This window comes from Faecalibacterium tardum, assembly GCF_040096515.1.
GTDB lineage: Bacteria > Bacillota > Clostridia > Oscillospirales > Ruminococcaceae > Faecalibacterium > Faecalibacterium tardum.
The window spans coordinates 15,276-32,244 of record NZ_JBBMEO010000016.1 but is presented as its reverse complement, the minus strand read 5'-3'; the positions used below and the strand labels follow the sequence as shown (position 1 = coordinate 32,244).

Sequence of the window (16,969 nt, the reverse complement as noted above, 5' to 3'; positions counted from 1 at the left end):
TTTTTGCCGCAATCTGATTTGAAGGAGGTCTTTCCGTGAAAAAACAGTCCGATCTTTCCCGGCTGATGGGCTACGCCGGGAACTACCGATATTTCACCTACGCTTCGTGGGTGCTGTCTGCGGTCAGTGCGCTGGTGGCGCTGGTGCCTTTTGTGTACATCTGGAAGATCCTGCGGGATGTGTTGAACGCCGCGCCGGACTATGCGCAGGCGGTGAACATCCCCCATTACGGCTGGATGGCAGTGCTGTTTGCGGTGCTGGCTTACCTCATTTACATTGCGGCACTGATGTGCTCCCATCTGTCGGCGTTCCGGGTGGCGACCAATCTGCGGCTGGAGGTTTCCGAACACCTTGCCACACTGCCGCTGGGCTTTACGGAGACGTTTGGCAGCGGTAAGCTGCGCAAGATCATCCACGAGAGTACTGGCGCAGCGGAGACATTTCTCGCCCATCAGCTGCCGGACAAATATAATGCAATGGCAACACCCATAGGTCTGTTGGTTCTTTTGCTTGTGTTCGACTGGCGGCTGGGTCTGCTGAGTCTCGTTCCGGTGGCACTGGGCTTCGTCATCATGTCCGCCATGACAGGAAGGCGGATGGCAGACAAAATGCGGCAATACGGTAATGCGTTGGAATCAATGTCTAACGAGGCCGTGGAGTATGTCCGCGGCATCCCGGTAGTCAAGACCTTCGGGCAATCCGTCTTTTCGTTCAAAAAATTCAAAGCGACCATTGATGAGTACGAAAAGTGGGTCATTGCCTACACCAAAGAGCTGCGGATGCCGATGATGCTCTATACTGCCGCAATCAACGGTGTGTTTGCTTTCTTGATTGTAGGTGGGCTTCTGTTCACCCGGAACGGTGTGACTTCGGAATTTCTGCTGAACTTGCTGTTCTACATCATCATTACCCCGGTAATCTCCCTGACCCTGACCCGCATCATGTACATGAGCGAAAATGAACTCGTTGTGGCAGATGCGTTGGCTCGTGTGGATTCGGTTCTGGATGCGGAACCTGTGCCAGAAAACGATCATCCGCGGCATCCGAAAGATGCCTCTGTGTCCCTGAAGGATGTGCATTTCAGCTATGATGGCAAAACGGATGTTATCAAGGGCGTTTCGCTGAAAATTCAGCCGGGTCAGACGGTGGCCTTTGTAGGCCCCTCCGGCGGCGGCAAATCCACGCTGGCAAACCTTGTCTGCCGGTTCTTTGATGTGCAGAGCGGCAGCGTCCGGGTGGGAGAAGCGGATGTGCGGGACATCCCCAAGGAAGAGTTGATGGACACCATCTCCTTTGTGTTCCAGAACAGCCGCCTGCTCAAGGGCAGCATTCTGGACAACGTCCGTCTGGGTAGGCCGCAGGCCACCGAAGCCGAGGTGCTGGCGGCGCTGAAAGCTGCACAGTGCATGGATATCGTGGAGAAGTTCCCGGCGGGCATCCACACGGTCATCGGCACCAAGGGCGTGTATCTTTCCGGTGGCGAGCAGCAGCGCATTGCCATTGCCCGCGCCATGCTGAAAAATGTGCCCATCCTGATCCTGGACGAGGCCACCGCCTTTGCCGACCCGGACAATGAAGCAAAGGTGCAGGCAGCCTTTGCCCAGCTTGCCAAGGGCAAAACGGTGCTGATGATCGCGCACCGCCTGTCCACAGTCGCCAACGCCGACTGCATCTATGTGGTGCAGGATGGGCAGATTGTGGAATCCGGCACAAAGGACGAACTGTGTGCGCAGAACGGTCTGTTTGCCCGGATGTGGCAGGAGTATCAGGCGTCGGTGCAGTGGAAGGTCGCAAAGGAGGGGTAAGGAATGATCGAAAAAATTCAACACGCCACAGCCAGCTCCCCGGAGGGCGCAAAGGGGCTTGTAAAGGGCGTTCTGGCCTGTGCGTTCCAGAACATGGCGTTCATGCTGCCCACCGGGCTGCTGTATCTTCTGGTAAAAGACCTGCTGGCAGGCTCTACGAGTGGGAGAAGCACCTTTTATCTGGTGGGATGCGTTGCCTGCTTTGTGCTGATTTTGCTGACCACATGGTTCCAGTACAACGGCACCTATTTTACCACCTATAAAGAGAGCGGCACCCGCCGCCTGACCCTTGCAGAGCGGCTGCGCAAGCTGCCCTTGTCCTTCTTTGGCAAGCGGGATCTTGCCGACTTGACCAGCACCATCATGGCAGACTGCGAGGTACTGGAAAAGGACTGCTCCCACTTCATCCCCGGTCTGTTCGGCTCCCTCATTTCCACGGTGCTCATTGCCCTGAGCCTGTTTGCCTTTGAGTGGCGGATGGCACTGGCGGCTCTGTGGGTCATTCCGGTATCTGCTGCCATCGTGGTGGGCAGCTATTGGGTACAGGATAAGGTGCAGGCCAGGACCATGGCTGCGAAAATGGCCTGTGCGGACGGCATTCAGGAGTACATCGAGACTCTCCGGGACCTGAAAGCCAGCAACGCGGAGCAGCGGTATCTGTCTGGCCTTTCCGACAAAATTCGGGCAGTGGAAAAGCAGTCTATTGTGGCAGAGCTGGAAACAGCGCTGTTTGTGTCCTCCGCCGGCATGGTGCTCAAGCTGGGTATTGCGTCGGTGGCGCTCACCGGTTCGGTGCTGCTGGTGCAGGGCAGCATCGACGTACTGACCCTGTTTCTGTTCCTGATGGCGGCATCCCGGATGTACGACCCCATGCAGGGGGCTTTGCAGAATCTGGCGGCGGTCATCGCCATGCGTACCAATGTGGGGCGGATGAATGAGATTCTGGACGCTTCCCTGCAGACCGGCAGCGAGCAGCTGACCAATCAGGGCTGCGATATCGTGTTCGACCATGTGGGCTTTGCCTATAACTCTGGCGAGACGGTTCTGCGGGATGTTTCCTTTACCGCAAAGCAGGGCGAGGTCACGGCACTGGTGGGCCCCTCCGGCGGCGGCAAGACCACTGTTTCCCGGCTGGCAGCACGGTTCTGGGATTACCAGAAGGGCAGCATCACCGTGGGCGGCATGGAGGTTTCCCAAATCGACCCGGAAAAGCTCATGAGCCTGTATTCCATCGTCTTTCAGGATGTGACCCTGTTTGACAACACGATCCTCGAAAACATCCGTCTGGGGCGCAAGGGGGCCACCGACGAGGAGGTTCTGGCGGCGGCAAAGCTGGCAAACTGCGAGGAATTTGCCGAAAAGCTGCCGGACAAGTGGAACACCAACATCGGCGAGAATGGCTGCGCTCTTTCCGGCGGCGAGCGTCAGCGCATTTCCATCGCCCGTGCTTTTCTGAAGGATGCGCCTATCATCCTGCTGGACGAGGCCACCGCCAGCTTGGATGTGGAAAACGAAACTGCCATTCAGGAGGCACTATCCCGGCTCATAAAAAACAAGACCGTCCTCATCATCGCCCACCGGATGCGCACCGTAGCCGGTGCGGATCAGGTGGTGGTGCTGTCGGGCGGCATCGTGGCAGAGCAGGGCAGCCCGGCAGAGCTGTACGCCCGGAAGGGACTGTATGCCCACATGGTGGATCTGCAGTCGGCAAGCCAGAACTGGACGATCTGAGAATGATGGCGGCTTTTATTTGGGAAAAAGTCTTGCATTCAGTTAAAAACTGTGGTATATACATTATACGAAACACTGTTTTGAAAGAACGCTCCACCGTTCAATGATGTATAAATGGGAGGTGCCTGCCATGACCGCCGTGATCTATGCCCGCTATTCTACTGATAGTCAGCGCGAAGAATCCATTGAAGGTCAGATCCGGGAATGCACCGCCTATGCGGAAAAGAACGGCTTCACGGTGGTGAAGCATTACATTGACCGTGCCATCTCCGCTAAGACCGATAACCGCCCGCAGTTCCAGCAGATGATCAAGGACAGTGAGCGTGGCATCTTTGACATCATCATTGTCTGGAAGCTCGACCGCTTTGCCCGGAACCGCTACGACAGTGCCCGGTACAAGACTCAGCTGAAGCGAAACGGCGTGAAACTGGTATCGGCAACGGAAGTCATTTCGGCTGGCCCGGAGGGCATTATTCTGGAATCGGTGCTGGAAGGCTACGCCGAATACTACTCGGCTGACCTGTCTGAAAAGGTCGTGCGCGGCATGACCGAGAACGCTCTCAAGGGCATTTATAATGGTGGCACGATTCCGTTCGGCTACATGATCGATGAGACCCGGCATTACCAGCCCGACCCGCTGCTGGCTCCGTATGTAGAGCAGACGTTCCAGAAGTATGCAGACGGTGCGACCATGACGGACCTGCGGGATTGGTTAAAGGCACACAACATCAAAAATTCTATGGGCGGGGAGATGTCCTATAACACCATTCAGCGGATGCTGAGTAATCGCCGGTACATCGGCGAATTGCGTTTGCGGGATGTGGTACAGCCCAATGCGATTCCGGCTCTCGTGTCAGAGGACTTGTTCAACAAGGTGCAGGAAAAGCTGGTGAAAAATAAAAAGGCCCCTGCCCGTCATAAGGCAGAGGAAAGCTATCTGCTCACCACAAAGCTATACTGCGGTAAGTGTGGAGCGCTGATGTTCGGAGAAAGCGGTGTCAGCCACACCGGGAAGATGTACACCTATTACAAGTGTGCTGCTGCCAAGAAGAAAAAGACCTGTGATAAAAAGGCCGTGCGGAAACAGTGGCTGGAAGATTTGGTGGTCAACGAGACCATGAAGCTGGTGGAAGATGACGCTTCCATGAATGCCATCATTGCCAAAGTCATGGAATTGCAAAATCAGGAAAGCACGGATTTGCCCATCTATGAAAAGCAGTTGAAAGAAACGGAACTTGGCATCACCAATATGCTGAACGCCATCCAGATGGGCATCCTGACCAGCTCCACAAAGGAGCGGCTGGAAGCTCTGGAAGATCAGCGAAAAGAACTGCAAGCCCGCATTGCAGAGGAACGGCTGGCCAAGCCGAAGATGAAAGAGGAGTTCGTCCGGTTTTGGCTGCTTCGCTTCCGCAAGCTGGATATGACCCAGCCGGAGCAGCGGCAGGCGCTGGTGGACACCTTCATCAATGCCATCTATCTCTACGATGATAAGGTACTTATTACCTTTAATTATAAGGAAGGTACAGAAACGGTCGCTTTTGGGGAAGCCGTAAAAGCGGAGAAAAGTTCGGATATGAGTGCGCGAGGTGCACCACAAAAAAGACAGCTTTTGATGGCTGTCTTTTTTGTTTTATGCGGCAATTTCCCTTCGGCAGCACCGGAAGAACAGAGGACTTGAACAGGGCGGCAGCAAAAGGGGAGCACCGGCAGCGTTGCCGGGTCCCGCAGCCCGTCAGCACAGAACCGTTCAAATCTTTCTCTGCACTGGACAATCACCCCCTGTTCGCGGTATACTGAAAGCTGAATGAATGCAGAAAAACGAGGTCGCAGCATGGTGGAACAGGCAAACGAACTGATATTGGATATCTTGCCCCTTTCGGCAGATACAGCACGGCTGGTGCGGGTGTATGGCACAGCACCCTGCGTGGTGCTGCCGGGCAGCGTGCCCGCCCCGGAGGGCGGCAGCCTTGCCCTGACCGAGCTGGGCGACTACTGCTTTTCCGAAAAGCCCCGCAGCCTGCCTGCGCCGGATGCCCTGTGTCGCTACGCAGTAAGCGCAGACGGCACGGTGCGGCTGACCCGGGCGTTTGGGCAGGCGGTGGGGCAAAAGCCCGCCCGCCGATACGATTTTGACCTTGACGCCCCGGCTGCGGACGAAGAAGAGCTGCACCCGGTGTGCGGCAGCTTTCTGGAGGAAGTCACTCTGCCGGACAGTGTACAGGTCATTGGCAGCTGCGCCTTTTACAACTGCCGCAGCCTGCGCCTGCTCACGGTGGGCAGCAGGGGACTTACCGTGGGCAGTGATGTGTTTCTGAACTGCTTTGCGCTGGAGACCCTGCGGGTGCAGGCCGCACCGGAGCAGCCCACCGGGCTGTTTGCACTGGTGAACAACATCACCGAGGCGGTGCAGGCGCAGTTCTGGCCCGCCGATGCCCCCGCGCCGCTGGCGGCGCTGTGGTATCCCGCCTACTGGGAGGATATCGAGGAGACCCCCGCCCACATTCTGCTGCATACCTTTTCCGGGCAGGGATACCATTACAGGCAGTGTTTTCTCGACAATAAATTCCTCCCCGCAGAATATGACGCTATCTTCCCACAGGGGCACGATGCCGATGACGCCGCCATTATGGCGATGCTCTGCTTTGCCCGTCTGCGGTATCCGTGGCAGCTGACCGAAGCTGCTGCTGGGTACTACCGGGCGTTTCTGGCAGCCAACACCGATCGGGTGTTCGCCCGACTTTTAAAGGCGCAGGACACCGACAGCATCCGCGCCCTGCTGGCGCTGGACGTGCTGGATAAAGCCGCTTTTGCATCTGCCGCCGCCCTTGCCGCCATGGCAGAGAACGCCGCCGCTGCCGCCCTGTTGGCAGATGCGGAGCACAAAAAATATGCTCCCCAGTCCAAAAAGCAGCGGTACGATTTTGATTTTTGAGAGGTGACCACACGTTGCCAAAGGAAAAATTTTTCGACCCCCGCAAGCCCTTCCAATCCCAGCGGCCGGAGACCCACGAGGAGTGGCAGGCACGCATGGGCGGCGAGGTGCTGGCGGTGGTGCGCAGCGGGCTGTATCTGGACTTCCGGTTTCTGGATATGGCACTCAGCGCCCTGAACCCCGCCCCGGACGAGCGCTGCCGGGTGCTGGCTACGGACGGGCAGACCCTGTATTACCAGCCGCAGCGCCTGCTGCAGCTCTATCAGGAAAACCCGAAATATCTCAACCGGTTGTATCTGCACACCATATTCCACTGCGTATTCCGGCATTTGTGGCTGAAAGGCCGCCGGGAGCCGCAGCTGTGGAGCCTTGCGTGCGATATCGCGGTGGAAAACGTCATTGACAGCTTACAGCGCAAAAGCGTGATGCGCCCGCTGACCTATGTGCGGCAGAACGCCTACCGGCAGATCACCGCCGAGGAAAAGGTGGTGGCGGCAGCGCCGGTGTACCGCTGGCTCACCCGGCAGACGCCCGGCGTGCTGCGGCAGCTGGAACGGGAATTTGTCACCGATGACCACCGCCTGTGGCCGAAGGATGCCCCGGAGCAGCCCCAGCAGATGCCCACCCCTCTGCCGCAGAAAACGTGGCAGAAGATCGGGGAGCGGATGCAGACCGAGCTGGACCTGCGGGACAAGGAGGCGGGCGAGGACACCGATGTCTTGAAGCAGCAGGTGAAAGCCGCCAACCGCAGCCGCCGCAGCTACAAGGACTTTCTGCGCCGGTTCTGCGTCCTGCGCGAGGAGGTCAAGCTGGACCCGGACGAGTTTGACCTGAACTTCTACACCTACGGCCTTTCGGTGTACGGCAACCTGCCCCTGATCGAGCCGCTGGAAAGCCGGGAGAGCAAAAAAATCGAGGAGCTGGCATTGGTCATTGATACCAGTTACTCCACCTCCGGCGAATTGGTGCGCGCCTTTCTGGCTGAGACCTACACCCTGCTGAAAGGGCGGGAAAACTTTTTCCACCGCATGAACCTGCACCTGATTCAGGCCGACAACGCCGTGCGGCAGGATATTTTGATTCGCAACGAGGACGAGCTCATCCACGCCATGAACCACTTTGAGCTGCGGGGCGGCGGCGGAACGGACTTCCGTCCGGCCTTTGAATATGTAAACCAGCTTTGCGCCGAAAAGAAGTTTTCGAACCTGCGCGGCCTGCTGTACTTCACCGACGGCATGGGCACCTACCCGGCGCGGCGTCCCGGCTACGATACCGCCTTCCTGTTTTTGGGGGAGCGGTTCGATGATGCCAATGTGCCGCCGTGGGCGATGAAGGTGGTACTGGACGAAGAAGAATTTACCGGTGCGGCAGCCCGCCCGGCCAGCGCCCTTGCGGACGCTCTGGCCGAGGAGGACGATCTGTACCGCGAACTGAACAACTCCTGACAAGAGGGGGAACCATTATGAATATCAAACGTGCCAAAGAAGAGATCGAGCATACCGTAAAAGCCTACCTTGCCAAGGATGCGCTGGGCGAATACGCCATTCCCGCCATCCGGCAGCGCCCCATCCTGCTGATGGGGCCTCCGGGCATTGGCAAAACGCAGGTGATGGAGCAGGTGGCCCGGGAGTGCGGGGTAGCGCTGGTGGCCTACACCATCACCCACCACACCCGCCAGAGCGCCGTGGGTCTGCCCTTTATCCGGCAGCGCCACTACGGCGATAAGGACGTATCGGTGACCGAGTACACCATGAGCGAAATCATTGCCAGCATCTATGCCAAAATGGAGACCACCGGCCTTTCTGAGGGTATTTTGTTCATCGACGAGATCAACTGCGTGTCCGAGACGCTGGCCCCCACCATGCTGCAATTTTTGCAGTGCAAGACCTTTGGCAATCAGGCCGTGCCTGCGGGCTGGGTCATCGTGGCGGCAGGCAACCCGCCGGAGTATAACAAGTCCGTCCGGGATTTTGACATCGTGACCCTTGACCGTGTGCGCCGCATGGATATCGAGCCCGATCTGCCGGTGTGGAAGGACTACGCCCGTGCTGCGCATATCCACAGCGCCATCCTGAGCTATCTGGAGCTGCATCCCCAGAACTTTTACCAGATCAATGCGGACGTGGACGGCACTCAGTTCGTCACCGCCCGCGGCTGGGAGGATCTTTCCAACCTGCTGGACACCTACGAAACGCTGGGCTTGCAGGCAGACGAGGAATTGATCCGGGAGTATATCCAGCACCCGAAAATCGCCGAGGACTTCTCGGCCTATCTGGACCTGTACTACAAGTACCGGGACGACTACGGCGTGGAGGAGATCCTTGCCGGGCAGGCAAAGCCCGCTGTGTTCGCCCGGCTGCTGCAGGCTCCCTTTGACGAGCGGCTCAGCCTTGTCAGCCTGCTGCTGGCGGGGCTGGATACCCGCTTTGCTGCCTCTTTGCAGGCGGATGCCGTGGCCGATGCCTGCTATGCCTTTTTGCGGGAGACCAAAAAGGCGCTGGCTACCCTGCCGGAGGATATCCCGGACGGCTCTGCGGAGCTGTTCAGCCAGCAGATTAAGGACTACGAAGCCGAGACCCAGCAAAAGCGTGACGCCGGGCTGCTGGGCAAGGCAGAGCTGACAAACCGTCTGCAGGTGCAGGCCGCGCTGCACCAGTGGGAAGGGGAGTTGCGCCGCGCCAACGCCGCCGGTACGCAGGAGGCCTTCGACCTGCTGCGCGGTCAGTTCCGTGCGCTGGCGGACCAGCGCGAGACCACCCAAAAGACCGCCGCTGCTGCGCTGGAAGCCGCTTTCGACTTTATGGAGCAGGCCTTTGCGGAAAGTCAGGAGATGGTGGTATTCGTCACCGAGCTTACGGTGAACCCCGCCTCCCACCAGTTCCTCACCGAGAACGGCTGCGAACGGTACTTCAAGTATAACAAGGATCTGCTGCTGGATCACCGCAAGGCTGCTTTGCAGCAGGAGCTTGCCGCCGAGCAGCGCCGCCACGGCGGGGTGTAAGGCACGGAAAACGATTTGATTTTTTGGGGTTCAGAAACGCCTGCGGGCGTTTCTGAACCCCTTTTCTCACAAGTGGGGACGCAAAAAAAGGACACCGCACGAAGCGGTGTCCTCTTTTTTTGCTTAGGATGCTGTCAGGATCAGTTGCCGCAGCTCTCGCAGTGCTCACAGTCCTCTTCCAGCTTGCCCACGATGGGTTCCGGATCAATGCCCTGACGGCGGTAGTAGTCGGACAGAGCAGCCTTGACGGCCTGCTCGGCCAGAACAGAGCAGTGCACCTTGACCGGGGGCAGACCCTCCAGAGCCTCCACAACGGCCTTGTTGGTCAGCTTCAGCGCCTCGTCCACGGTCTTGCCCTTGATCAGGTCGGTGGCCATGCTGCTGGTGGCAATGGCTGCGCCGCAGCCAAAGGTGAGGAACTTGACGTCCACGATCACATTGTTCTCAATTTTCAGGTACATGCGCATGATGTCGCCGCACTTGGGGTTGCCCACTTCACCCACGCCGTTTGCGTCAGGCAGCTCACCTACGTTGTGCGGATTTGCGAAATGCTCCATGACCTTGGCACTATACATACTTGCCATAATTACTGTTCTCCCTTCAGGCTGAACTGGCGGGCCTTGTTCTGACCCTGCAGCCACATACAACTCATAGCGCGGCGGCGGGGAATGACCTCCTCCAGCACGTCACACAGATATTTTGCTTCTTCCATGGTGTTCTGCGGGCCAAAGGTGAACCGCATGGAGCCGTGGCCGATCTCCTCAGGTACGCCGATGCTCAGCAGCACATGGCTGGGGTCCAGACTGTCGGAGTTGCAGGCAGAGCCGGTGGAGGCGCAGATGCCGTGCATATCCAGATCCAGCAGGATGGTCTCGCCCTCCAGACCCGGGAAGCTGATGTTCACATTGTTGGGCAGACGGGGGCTGCGGCCGCCGTTCAGGCGGGCTTCCGGGATGTTCTTGAGGATGCGGTCGATGACGTAATCGCGCAGCTCGCTCTCGTGGGCCATGCGCTCTTCCAGATGCGTGGTAGCCATTTCCAGCGCCTTGCCCATGCCGGCGATACCGGCAACGTTCTCGGTGCCTGCACGGTGGCGGGCCTCCTGACTGCCGCCGTCGATCAGGTTCTGGGGCCATACGCCCTTGCGGCAGTACAGTGCACCCATGCCCTTGGGGCCGTTGAACTTGTGGGCGCTCATGGACAGCATATCCACGCCCAGCTCCTTCACATCCACGGGGATGGCACCCACAGCCTGCACGGCATCGGTGTGCATCCAGACACCGTGCTTGTGAGCGACCTCGGCAATCTCCTTGATGGGCTGGATGGTGCCGATCTCGTTGTTGGCCATCATAATGCTGACCAGCGCGGTATCGGGACGGATGGCAGCTTCCACGTCCTCGGGACGGATGTAGCCCTCGGCGGTGGGCTTGATATAGGTCACTTCAAAGCCCATGCGCTCCAGTGCAGCCATGCTGTGCATGATGGCATGGTGCTCAAAAGCGCTGGTGATGAGGTGCTTTTTGTTCTGGCGTGCCTTGGTAAAGGCAGTGCCCTTCACCGCCCAGTTGTCGGCCTCGGAGCCGCAGCTGGTAAAGAAGAGCTCAGCCGGACTTGCATTGATGGCCTTTGCCACCTGCGCACGGCCGGTGTCCACAAATTCCTTTGCCTCGTAGCCGATGCTGTAATGGCTGCTGGGGTTGCCGCAGGCACCGCTCAGGGCTTTGACCATCATTTCCAGTGCCTCGGGAGCACAGGGAGTGGTGGCAGCATTATCCAGATAAACCACTTTTTCCATGTTTTCCATAGGAATGATCCTTTCTTATGAACGCGTCTGCAGGAGCCTTGAATGCCCTGTGCAGATGCGGAATCCTTTCAACGGATAAGTTATACCATATCATTCCCTAGTATGTCAATATGAATACTGGATTTTCGTGATTCAGTCACCTTTTTTGCCCTTTCCGGTCAGTTTTCCCAGTAACACCTTCCACTTGGGGTAGCCCCAGCGCTTATCCTCGGCAAAGTCGTCCGCCAGCTTCCACGGAAAGATGCCGCCGTCAAAGTACAAGTTTCCGGCTTCGTCCACCCGGTCCAGCTTTTTGGGCAGATAGCTCTCGTCGTAATAGCTCTTGCGGCGGTCCGGCAGTACCCAGTGCAGCGTGCCGTCCTCATCCATGCCGGACGCCCACACGCCGAACACAAAGGTGGCAGCCTCGCCGTAGCAGTGCTGCTCAAAGCGGATAGCGCCATCGTAGTAGAACTTGATGACCTCCAGCGTGCCGGATTCCTTTTTGCCGTCCCGCCCTAAGGTAGGGCGGTAATCCTGCTGGTAACGGCAGCCGCAGTGGCTGCCCGCGAACTCTTTTGCATGGAACGACATGGCATGGTTTCCTTTCTGTTGTGGTTTTGCGCTTCTTATTATAATAAGCGGCTTTTTGGCGGGACGATTTGGAATATCCTCCGCTGCGCTCTGGATATTTTTAGTGGAATTGGATTTTTTATTTGAGCATCTGAAAAGCCTGCGGGCTTTTCAGATGCTCTTTTTCACGAGTGAAGGACGCCGGTTTTCTAAGCCCCTTTTGTGAAAATGCGTTTGGAGCGGCCCGCAGGCCGCGACAAACGCGAAATAAAAATAAATTTTCCGCTATTTATGCCCAGAGCATAAGCGGAGGGCATTTCAATGGTTTTCCTTAAAAATGCCCCTCAAAGTCGCCCTCGATCTCGTAGGGCCAGCTTAAAATGCCGCCAAGGTCCCGCAGGTTGGTGTAGCCAAGGCTTTCCAGCTTCTGCACGGCATCGGCGCTGCGGCGGCCGGTGCGGCAGTATACCAGCCACAGGGCGTTTTTGTCCGGCAGCACCTCGGCGGCACGGTCGATGACCTGCCCCAGCGGCAGCAGCTTTGCCCCGGGGATGTGCCCCACGGCGTATTCGTCCGGCTCGCGCACATCCACGGCGACAGCCTTGCCGGAATCCAGCAGACGGATGGCGTCTGCTGCGGTGATCTTCTCTGTCATACTCTCACTCCTCAAAGATAGGTTCTGTTCCATCCTATGATAGCAGACCTTTTTTGTTTGCACAAGAGGTTTGTCCTTTGCAAAATCCGAGTAACGTGCTATACTATGAAATACAGCAAGGAGAGGACTACCATGAAATTTTCCACCAAGAGCCGCTACGCCCTGCGCCTGATGGCGGAGCTGGCGCGCTATGCGCCGGGCACCACCGTCAGCCTAAAGGAGATCAGCGAGCGGCAGAACCTGAGCCTGAAATATCTGGAGCAGATCGTCACCCCGCTGGCGCGGGTGGGGCTGGTCAAGAGCGAGCGGGGCAGTCAGGGCGGCTACCGCCTGACTAAGGATGCTGCCGACTACACCGCCGGCGAGATCCTGCGCGCCATCGAGGGCAGCGTGGCGCCCATTCCGTGCCTTGGCAGCGTGACCAACGAGTGCCCTATGTCCGAGCAGTGCTTCACTCTGCCGTTCTGGGCGGGGCTGGATGAGGTGATCAACCAGTACATCGACAGCGTTACGCTGGAGCAGCTGGCAAGCCAGCTGCCTGCGCTGGATTCCGCCGCGCAGGAGAGCTGCTGCAGCTGCGGCGGCACGAAAAATGAGAAATAAGTAAAAATAAGGCTTGACATTCCCCTTTGCATCGGCTATAATAATCAAGCATTCAGCGAATGTATATAGGGGTATAGCTCAGCTGGTAGAGCAGCGGTCTCCAAAACCGCGTGCCGTGAGTTCGAAACTTACTACCCCTGCCATGACGCACAGGTTCTTCGGAACTTGTGCGTTTTGTTTTTTGGTAAAACTCCCTCAGTCAAAACCGTCAGGTTTTGACTGAGGGAGTTCGTTCCTTTACCCCCTTTTGCAAAAAATTGCATTTTCCGCAAATTTGTGCTTGACAACAGGCCGACTTTCCGATATAATAGAGCACGTTCCCGCGGTAAGATGCCGCACGAACTTGAGCGATCATGGCCCGGTAGCTCAGTTGGTTAGAGCACCAGCCTGTCACGCTGGGGGTCGTCGGTTCGAGCCCGATCCGGGTCGCCATTTGCTGCTATAGCTCAGTTGGTAGAGCGCATCCTTGGTAAGGATGAGGTCTCCAGTTCGAATCTGGATAGCAGCTCCAAAGGCAAGCACCTCGAAGTTTTAGGACTTCGGGGTGCTTTTTTGCGCTTTTTCAGGGCAGAGGGCTTGTTGCATCCTACTGCTTGTGGAAACCGCCCAAAATAGAACGACTTTTTCTTCCGCTACGTCAATTGAAGCTACCTCCGAATTGTTATATAATTAACATAATAAATAAAAATACGGCACAGCGCTGTGTGTGCCGTACTATTTTTGGAGGTTTTGTATTATGGCTCGTTTTACTTTGCCCCGTGATCTGTACCATGGCAAGGGCGCTCTGGAGGCACTGAAGTCCTTTACCGGCAAAAAGGCAATGATCTGCGTCGGCGGCGGCTCCATGAAACGCTTCGGCTTTTTGGATCGTGCGGTGGAGTACCTGAAGGAAGCCGGCATGGAGGTAGAGCTGTTCGAGGGCATCGAACCCGATCCTTCCGTGGAGACCGTCATGCGCGGTGCCGAGGCTATGCTGAAGTTTGAGCCCGACTGGATCATCGCCATGGGCGGCGGCTCTCCCATTGACGCTGCCAAGGCTATGTGGATCAAGTACGAGTACCCCGAGATCACCTTTGAGGAAATGTGCAAGGTGTTCGGCATCCCGCCGCTGCGCCGCAAGGCACACTTCTGCGCCATTTCCTCCACCTCCGGCACTGCCACCGAGGTGACCGCTTTCTCCATTATCACCGACTACCAGAAGGGCATCAAGTACCCCATCGCAGACTTTGAGATCACCCCGGACGTGGCCATCGTTGACCCCGATCTGGCTGAGACCATGCCCAAGAAGCTGGTTGCCCACACCGGTATGGACGCCATGACCCACGCTGTGGAGGCTTATGTTTCCACCGCACACTGCGACTACACCGATCCTCTGGCTATCTTCGCCATCCGTATGATCCAAGGCGATCTGGTGGACAGCTACAATGGCGATATGTCCAAGCGCGACTCCATGCACAACGCCCAGTGCCTTGCCGGTATGGCCTTCTCCAATGCTCTGCTGGGCATCGTGCACTCCATGGCACACAAGACCGGCGCTGCCTTTGCAGACTACGGCGCACACATCATCCACGGCGCTGCCAACGCCATGTACCTGCCCAAGGTCATCGCCTTCAACGCCAAGGACCCCGAGGCCAAGAAGCGCTACGGCGTCATCGCAGACGAGATGAAGCTGGGCGGCGCAAACGATGACGAGAAGGTCAAGCTGCTTATCGAGTACCTGCGCGGCATGAACGATGCGCTGAACATCCCCCACTGCATCCAGCACTATGGCCCGGACTCCTACCCCACCGAGCAGGGCTTTGTGCCGGAGAATGTGTTCCTGGAGCGTCTGCCCGAGATCGCCAAGAACGCCATCGCCGACGCCTGCACCGGCTCCAACCCCCGCCAGCCCAGTCAGGAGGAAATGGAGAAGCTGCTCAAGTGCTGCTACTACGACACCGAGGTGGATTTCTGATCCGTCCTTCCTTTAGTACACCTCCCCTAGCGCCAAAAGCCCCGCAGAGCATACCGCCCTGCGGGGCTTTTGCCGTTTTCGCCTGCATTCTCCCGTGAAAAAAGGGGTTCGGAAACGCCGTAGGCGTTTCCGAACCCCTTTCATACTACTAAGGCGTTACAGCTTGCTCAGCTGGGGACCCTGTGCGGTGTCCTTCACAGCCCAGCCCAGTTCGGTCAGCTGTGCGCGGATGGCATCGGCGGTGGCCCAGTCCTTGGCCTTCTTGGCGGCAGCGCGCTTCTCTACCAGCGCGGTCACCTCGGCGGGCACCTCGTCTTTCTTGCGGTTGTACAGCAGACCCAGCACGCCGGTAATCTCGTCAAAAGCGGCGGCAGCGGTCTCCAGTGCAGCCTTGCTGGAAGCAGCGGACAGGGTGTTGATCTCCTTGACCAGATCAAACACGGCAGCAAGCGCATCCGGGGTGTTCAGGTCGTCGTCCATGGCGGTGCAGAACTTGGTGCGTGCCTCGGCGGCCTTTTCCTTCAGGGTCTCGTCGGTGCCAAAGTCGGTCTTGCTCAGGGCAAAGTCCAGATTCTCGCGGCAGGTGTACAGGCGCTCCAGACTGTTCTTGCAGCTCTCGATGAGGTCCACGGTGTAGTTCAGGGGCATCCGGTAGCCGGCGGTCAGCATGAAGTAGCGGATGGGCTCGTAGCCGTAGAGGTTTGCCACATCCCGCACGGTAAAGAAGTTGTGCAGGCTCTTGGACATCTTCTGGTTGTCCACGTTGATGAAGCCGTTGTGCATCCAGTAGCGGGCAAACTCGCAGCCGTTGGCGCACTCGCTCTGGGCGATCTCGTTTTCGTGGTGGGGGAAGATCAGATCCTGACCGCCGCAGTGCAGGTCGATGGTCTTGCCCAGATGGGTGCGGCTCATGGCGCTGCACTCAATGTGCCAGCCCGGGCGGCCCATGCCGTAGGGGCTTTCCCATGCGGGTTCACCGGGCTTTGCTGCCTTCCAGACGGCAAAGTCGGCGGGATCTTCCTTCAGATCGTCTTCCATGCGGCTGCGCAGCTCGCGGTTGCCGCTTTCCAGATCGTCCAGATTCAGGTGGCTCAGCTTGCCGTAGCCGGGGTCGCTCTTCACCCGGAAGTACACATCGCCGTTTTTGGCAACGTAGGCGTGGCCGGAGTCGATCAGATCCTTGACGATATCCAAAATCTGGGGGATGTGCTCGGTAGCGCGGGGCTGCACGGTGGGCTTTTCGCAGTTCAGACCGGCGGCATCCTTCAGGTACTCGGCCTCAAAGCGCTGCGCCACCTCCTTCATGGAGGTGCCCTCTTCCTGTCCCTTCTTGATGAGCTTATCGTCGATATCGGTGATGTTGGAAACGTAGATCACCTTGTTGCCCCGGTATTCCAGATAGCGGCGCAGGGTGTCGAACACGATCAGCGGGCGTGCGTTGCCAATGTGGATATAGTTGTACACGGTAGGGCCGCAGACGTAGATGCGGTACTCGCCGGGCACCTGCGGCACAAATTCTTCCTTCTGTCGGGTCAGGGTGTTGAAGATCTGCATGGTTAATTCTCCTTTTTGTTCCAAACAGAAGCCGCAAAACAAAACGCCCCCGGAGCGGTGCACAAGGCACAACTCCGAAGGCGGTTTTAAAATCAAAATCGCGGTTCCACTTCTGTTTGTCGCTCAAAGCCGGTAACGGCGGCGCACCGCACGGCGATACTTCCCCACGGGGTTCCCGCCGCGTGCTGTCCGGGCGCACTTTGCGCAGCGGTCTGCAAACAGGCTTCCAGCCAGTGGCCTGTTCTCTCTGCGCAGACGGTGTGCGGCGCTACTCTGCCCGGATAAACGCATTTATCCTTTTACCCCTTTATTATAGCGGTGCGGTGCAGGGAAGTCAAGGTGGAACGAAGAACGATTCAGAATGCCCGCCGCGTT

Annotated in this window: 13 protein-coding genes and 3 tRNA genes; 11 read left to right on the top strand and 5 right to left on the bottom strand. The window is 57.8% G+C overall.

All coding sequences use genetic code 11. The annotated features are described in order from the left end of the window. The first annotated feature begins 35 nt into the window (after positions 1-35). The 6 genes from WMO44_RS09990 (at position 36) to WMO44_RS09965 (ending at position 9,472) form a co-directional block, all read left to right on the top strand. Positions 36-1,805: an ABC transporter ATP-binding protein gene (locus WMO44_RS09990; protein WP_349152492.1), complete on the top strand. Its 1,770-nt coding sequence runs from the start codon at positions 36-38 to the stop codon at positions 1,803-1,805. A 3-nt stretch (positions 1,806-1,808) separates the two neighbouring features. Beyond that, positions 1,809-3,536, top strand: a complete 1,728-nt coding sequence (locus WMO44_RS09985; protein WP_349152491.1) for an ABC transporter ATP-binding protein — start codon at positions 1,809-1,811, stop codon at positions 3,534-3,536. Between the two features lie 130 nt (positions 3,537-3,666). Then, positions 3,667-5,217: a recombinase family protein gene (locus WMO44_RS09980; RefSeq protein WP_349152490.1), complete on the top strand. Its 1,551-nt coding sequence runs from the start codon at positions 3,667-3,669 to the stop codon at positions 5,215-5,217. Between the two features lie 153 nt (positions 5,218-5,370). Beyond that, a complete protein-coding gene (locus tag WMO44_RS09975) occupies positions 5,371-6,471 on the top strand; it encodes a leucine-rich repeat protein (RefSeq protein ID WP_349152489.1) in 1,101 nt (366 codons plus the stop codon). A 14-nt stretch (positions 6,472-6,485) separates the two neighbouring features. Further along, on the top strand, positions 6,486-7,916 hold the full coding sequence (locus WMO44_RS09970) for a vWA domain-containing protein (RefSeq protein ID WP_349152488.1): 1,431 nt from the start codon (positions 6,486-6,488) through the stop codon (positions 7,914-7,916). Between the two features lie 17 nt (positions 7,917-7,933). Next, a complete protein-coding gene (locus WMO44_RS09965; RefSeq protein ID WP_349152487.1) occupies positions 7,934-9,472 on the top strand; it encodes an ATP-binding protein in 1,539 nt (512 codons plus the stop codon). 140 nt (positions 9,473-9,612) lie between these two features. On the opposite strand, the gene nifU is transcribed toward WMO44_RS09965, so the two are convergent. From nifU to WMO44_RS09945, 4 genes are all read right to left on the bottom strand, one after another. Beyond that, positions 9,613-10,056, bottom strand: coding sequence for a Fe-S cluster assembly scaffold protein NifU (nifU, locus tag WMO44_RS09960; RefSeq protein WP_015537288.1), 444 nt, complete (start codon positions 10,054-10,056; stop codon positions 9,613-9,615). Between the two features lie 2 nt (positions 10,057-10,058). Next, positions 10,059-11,276 (bottom strand): cysteine desulfurase family protein, encoded by a 1,218-nt coding sequence (locus WMO44_RS09955; RefSeq protein WP_349152486.1) that lies wholly within the window; start codon positions 11,274-11,276, stop codon positions 10,059-10,061. 132 nt (positions 11,277-11,408) lie between these two features. Then, on the bottom strand, positions 11,409-11,849 hold the full coding sequence (locus WMO44_RS09950) for a hypothetical protein (RefSeq protein ID WP_055186844.1): 441 nt from the start codon (positions 11,847-11,849) through the stop codon (positions 11,409-11,411). Positions 11,850-12,159: 310 nt separating this feature from the next. Beyond that, positions 12,160-12,483 (bottom strand): rhodanese-like domain-containing protein, encoded by a 324-nt coding sequence (locus WMO44_RS09945; RefSeq protein ID WP_055186843.1) that lies wholly within the window; start codon positions 12,481-12,483, stop codon positions 12,160-12,162. A 132-nt stretch (positions 12,484-12,615) separates the two neighbouring features. Here WMO44_RS09945 and WMO44_RS09940 point away from each other — a divergent pair, with 132 nt between their 5' ends. The 5 genes from WMO44_RS09940 to WMO44_RS09920 all read left to right on the top strand — a co-directional run bounded on the left by WMO44_RS09940 (position 12,616) and on the right by WMO44_RS09920 (position 15,040). Then, complete coding sequence (locus tag WMO44_RS09940) at positions 12,616-13,086, top strand: RrF2 family transcriptional regulator (RefSeq protein WP_055186842.1); 471 nt, start codon at positions 12,616-12,618, stop codon at positions 13,084-13,086. A 67-nt stretch (positions 13,087-13,153) separates the two neighbouring features. After that, positions 13,154-13,229 (top strand) — tRNA-Trp (locus tag WMO44_RS09935). 212 nt (positions 13,230-13,441) lie between these two features. Next, a tRNA-Asp gene (locus WMO44_RS09930) sits at positions 13,442-13,518 on the top strand. 3 nt (positions 13,519-13,521) lie between these two features. Continuing rightward, positions 13,522-13,597 (top strand) — tRNA-Thr (locus WMO44_RS09925). 225 nt (positions 13,598-13,822) lie between these two features. Further along, entirely contained in the window at positions 13,823-15,040 is a 1,218-nt protein-coding gene (locus WMO44_RS09920; RefSeq protein WP_015537293.1) for an iron-containing alcohol dehydrogenase, read from the top strand. Between the two features lie 156 nt (positions 15,041-15,196). On the opposite strand, the gene cysS is transcribed toward WMO44_RS09920, so the two are convergent. Further along, on the bottom strand, positions 15,197-16,594 hold the full coding sequence (gene cysS, locus WMO44_RS09915) for a cysteine--tRNA ligase (protein WP_055186840.1): 1,398 nt from the start codon (positions 16,592-16,594) through the stop codon (positions 15,197-15,199). Between the last annotated feature and the right edge of the window lie 375 nt (positions 16,595-16,969).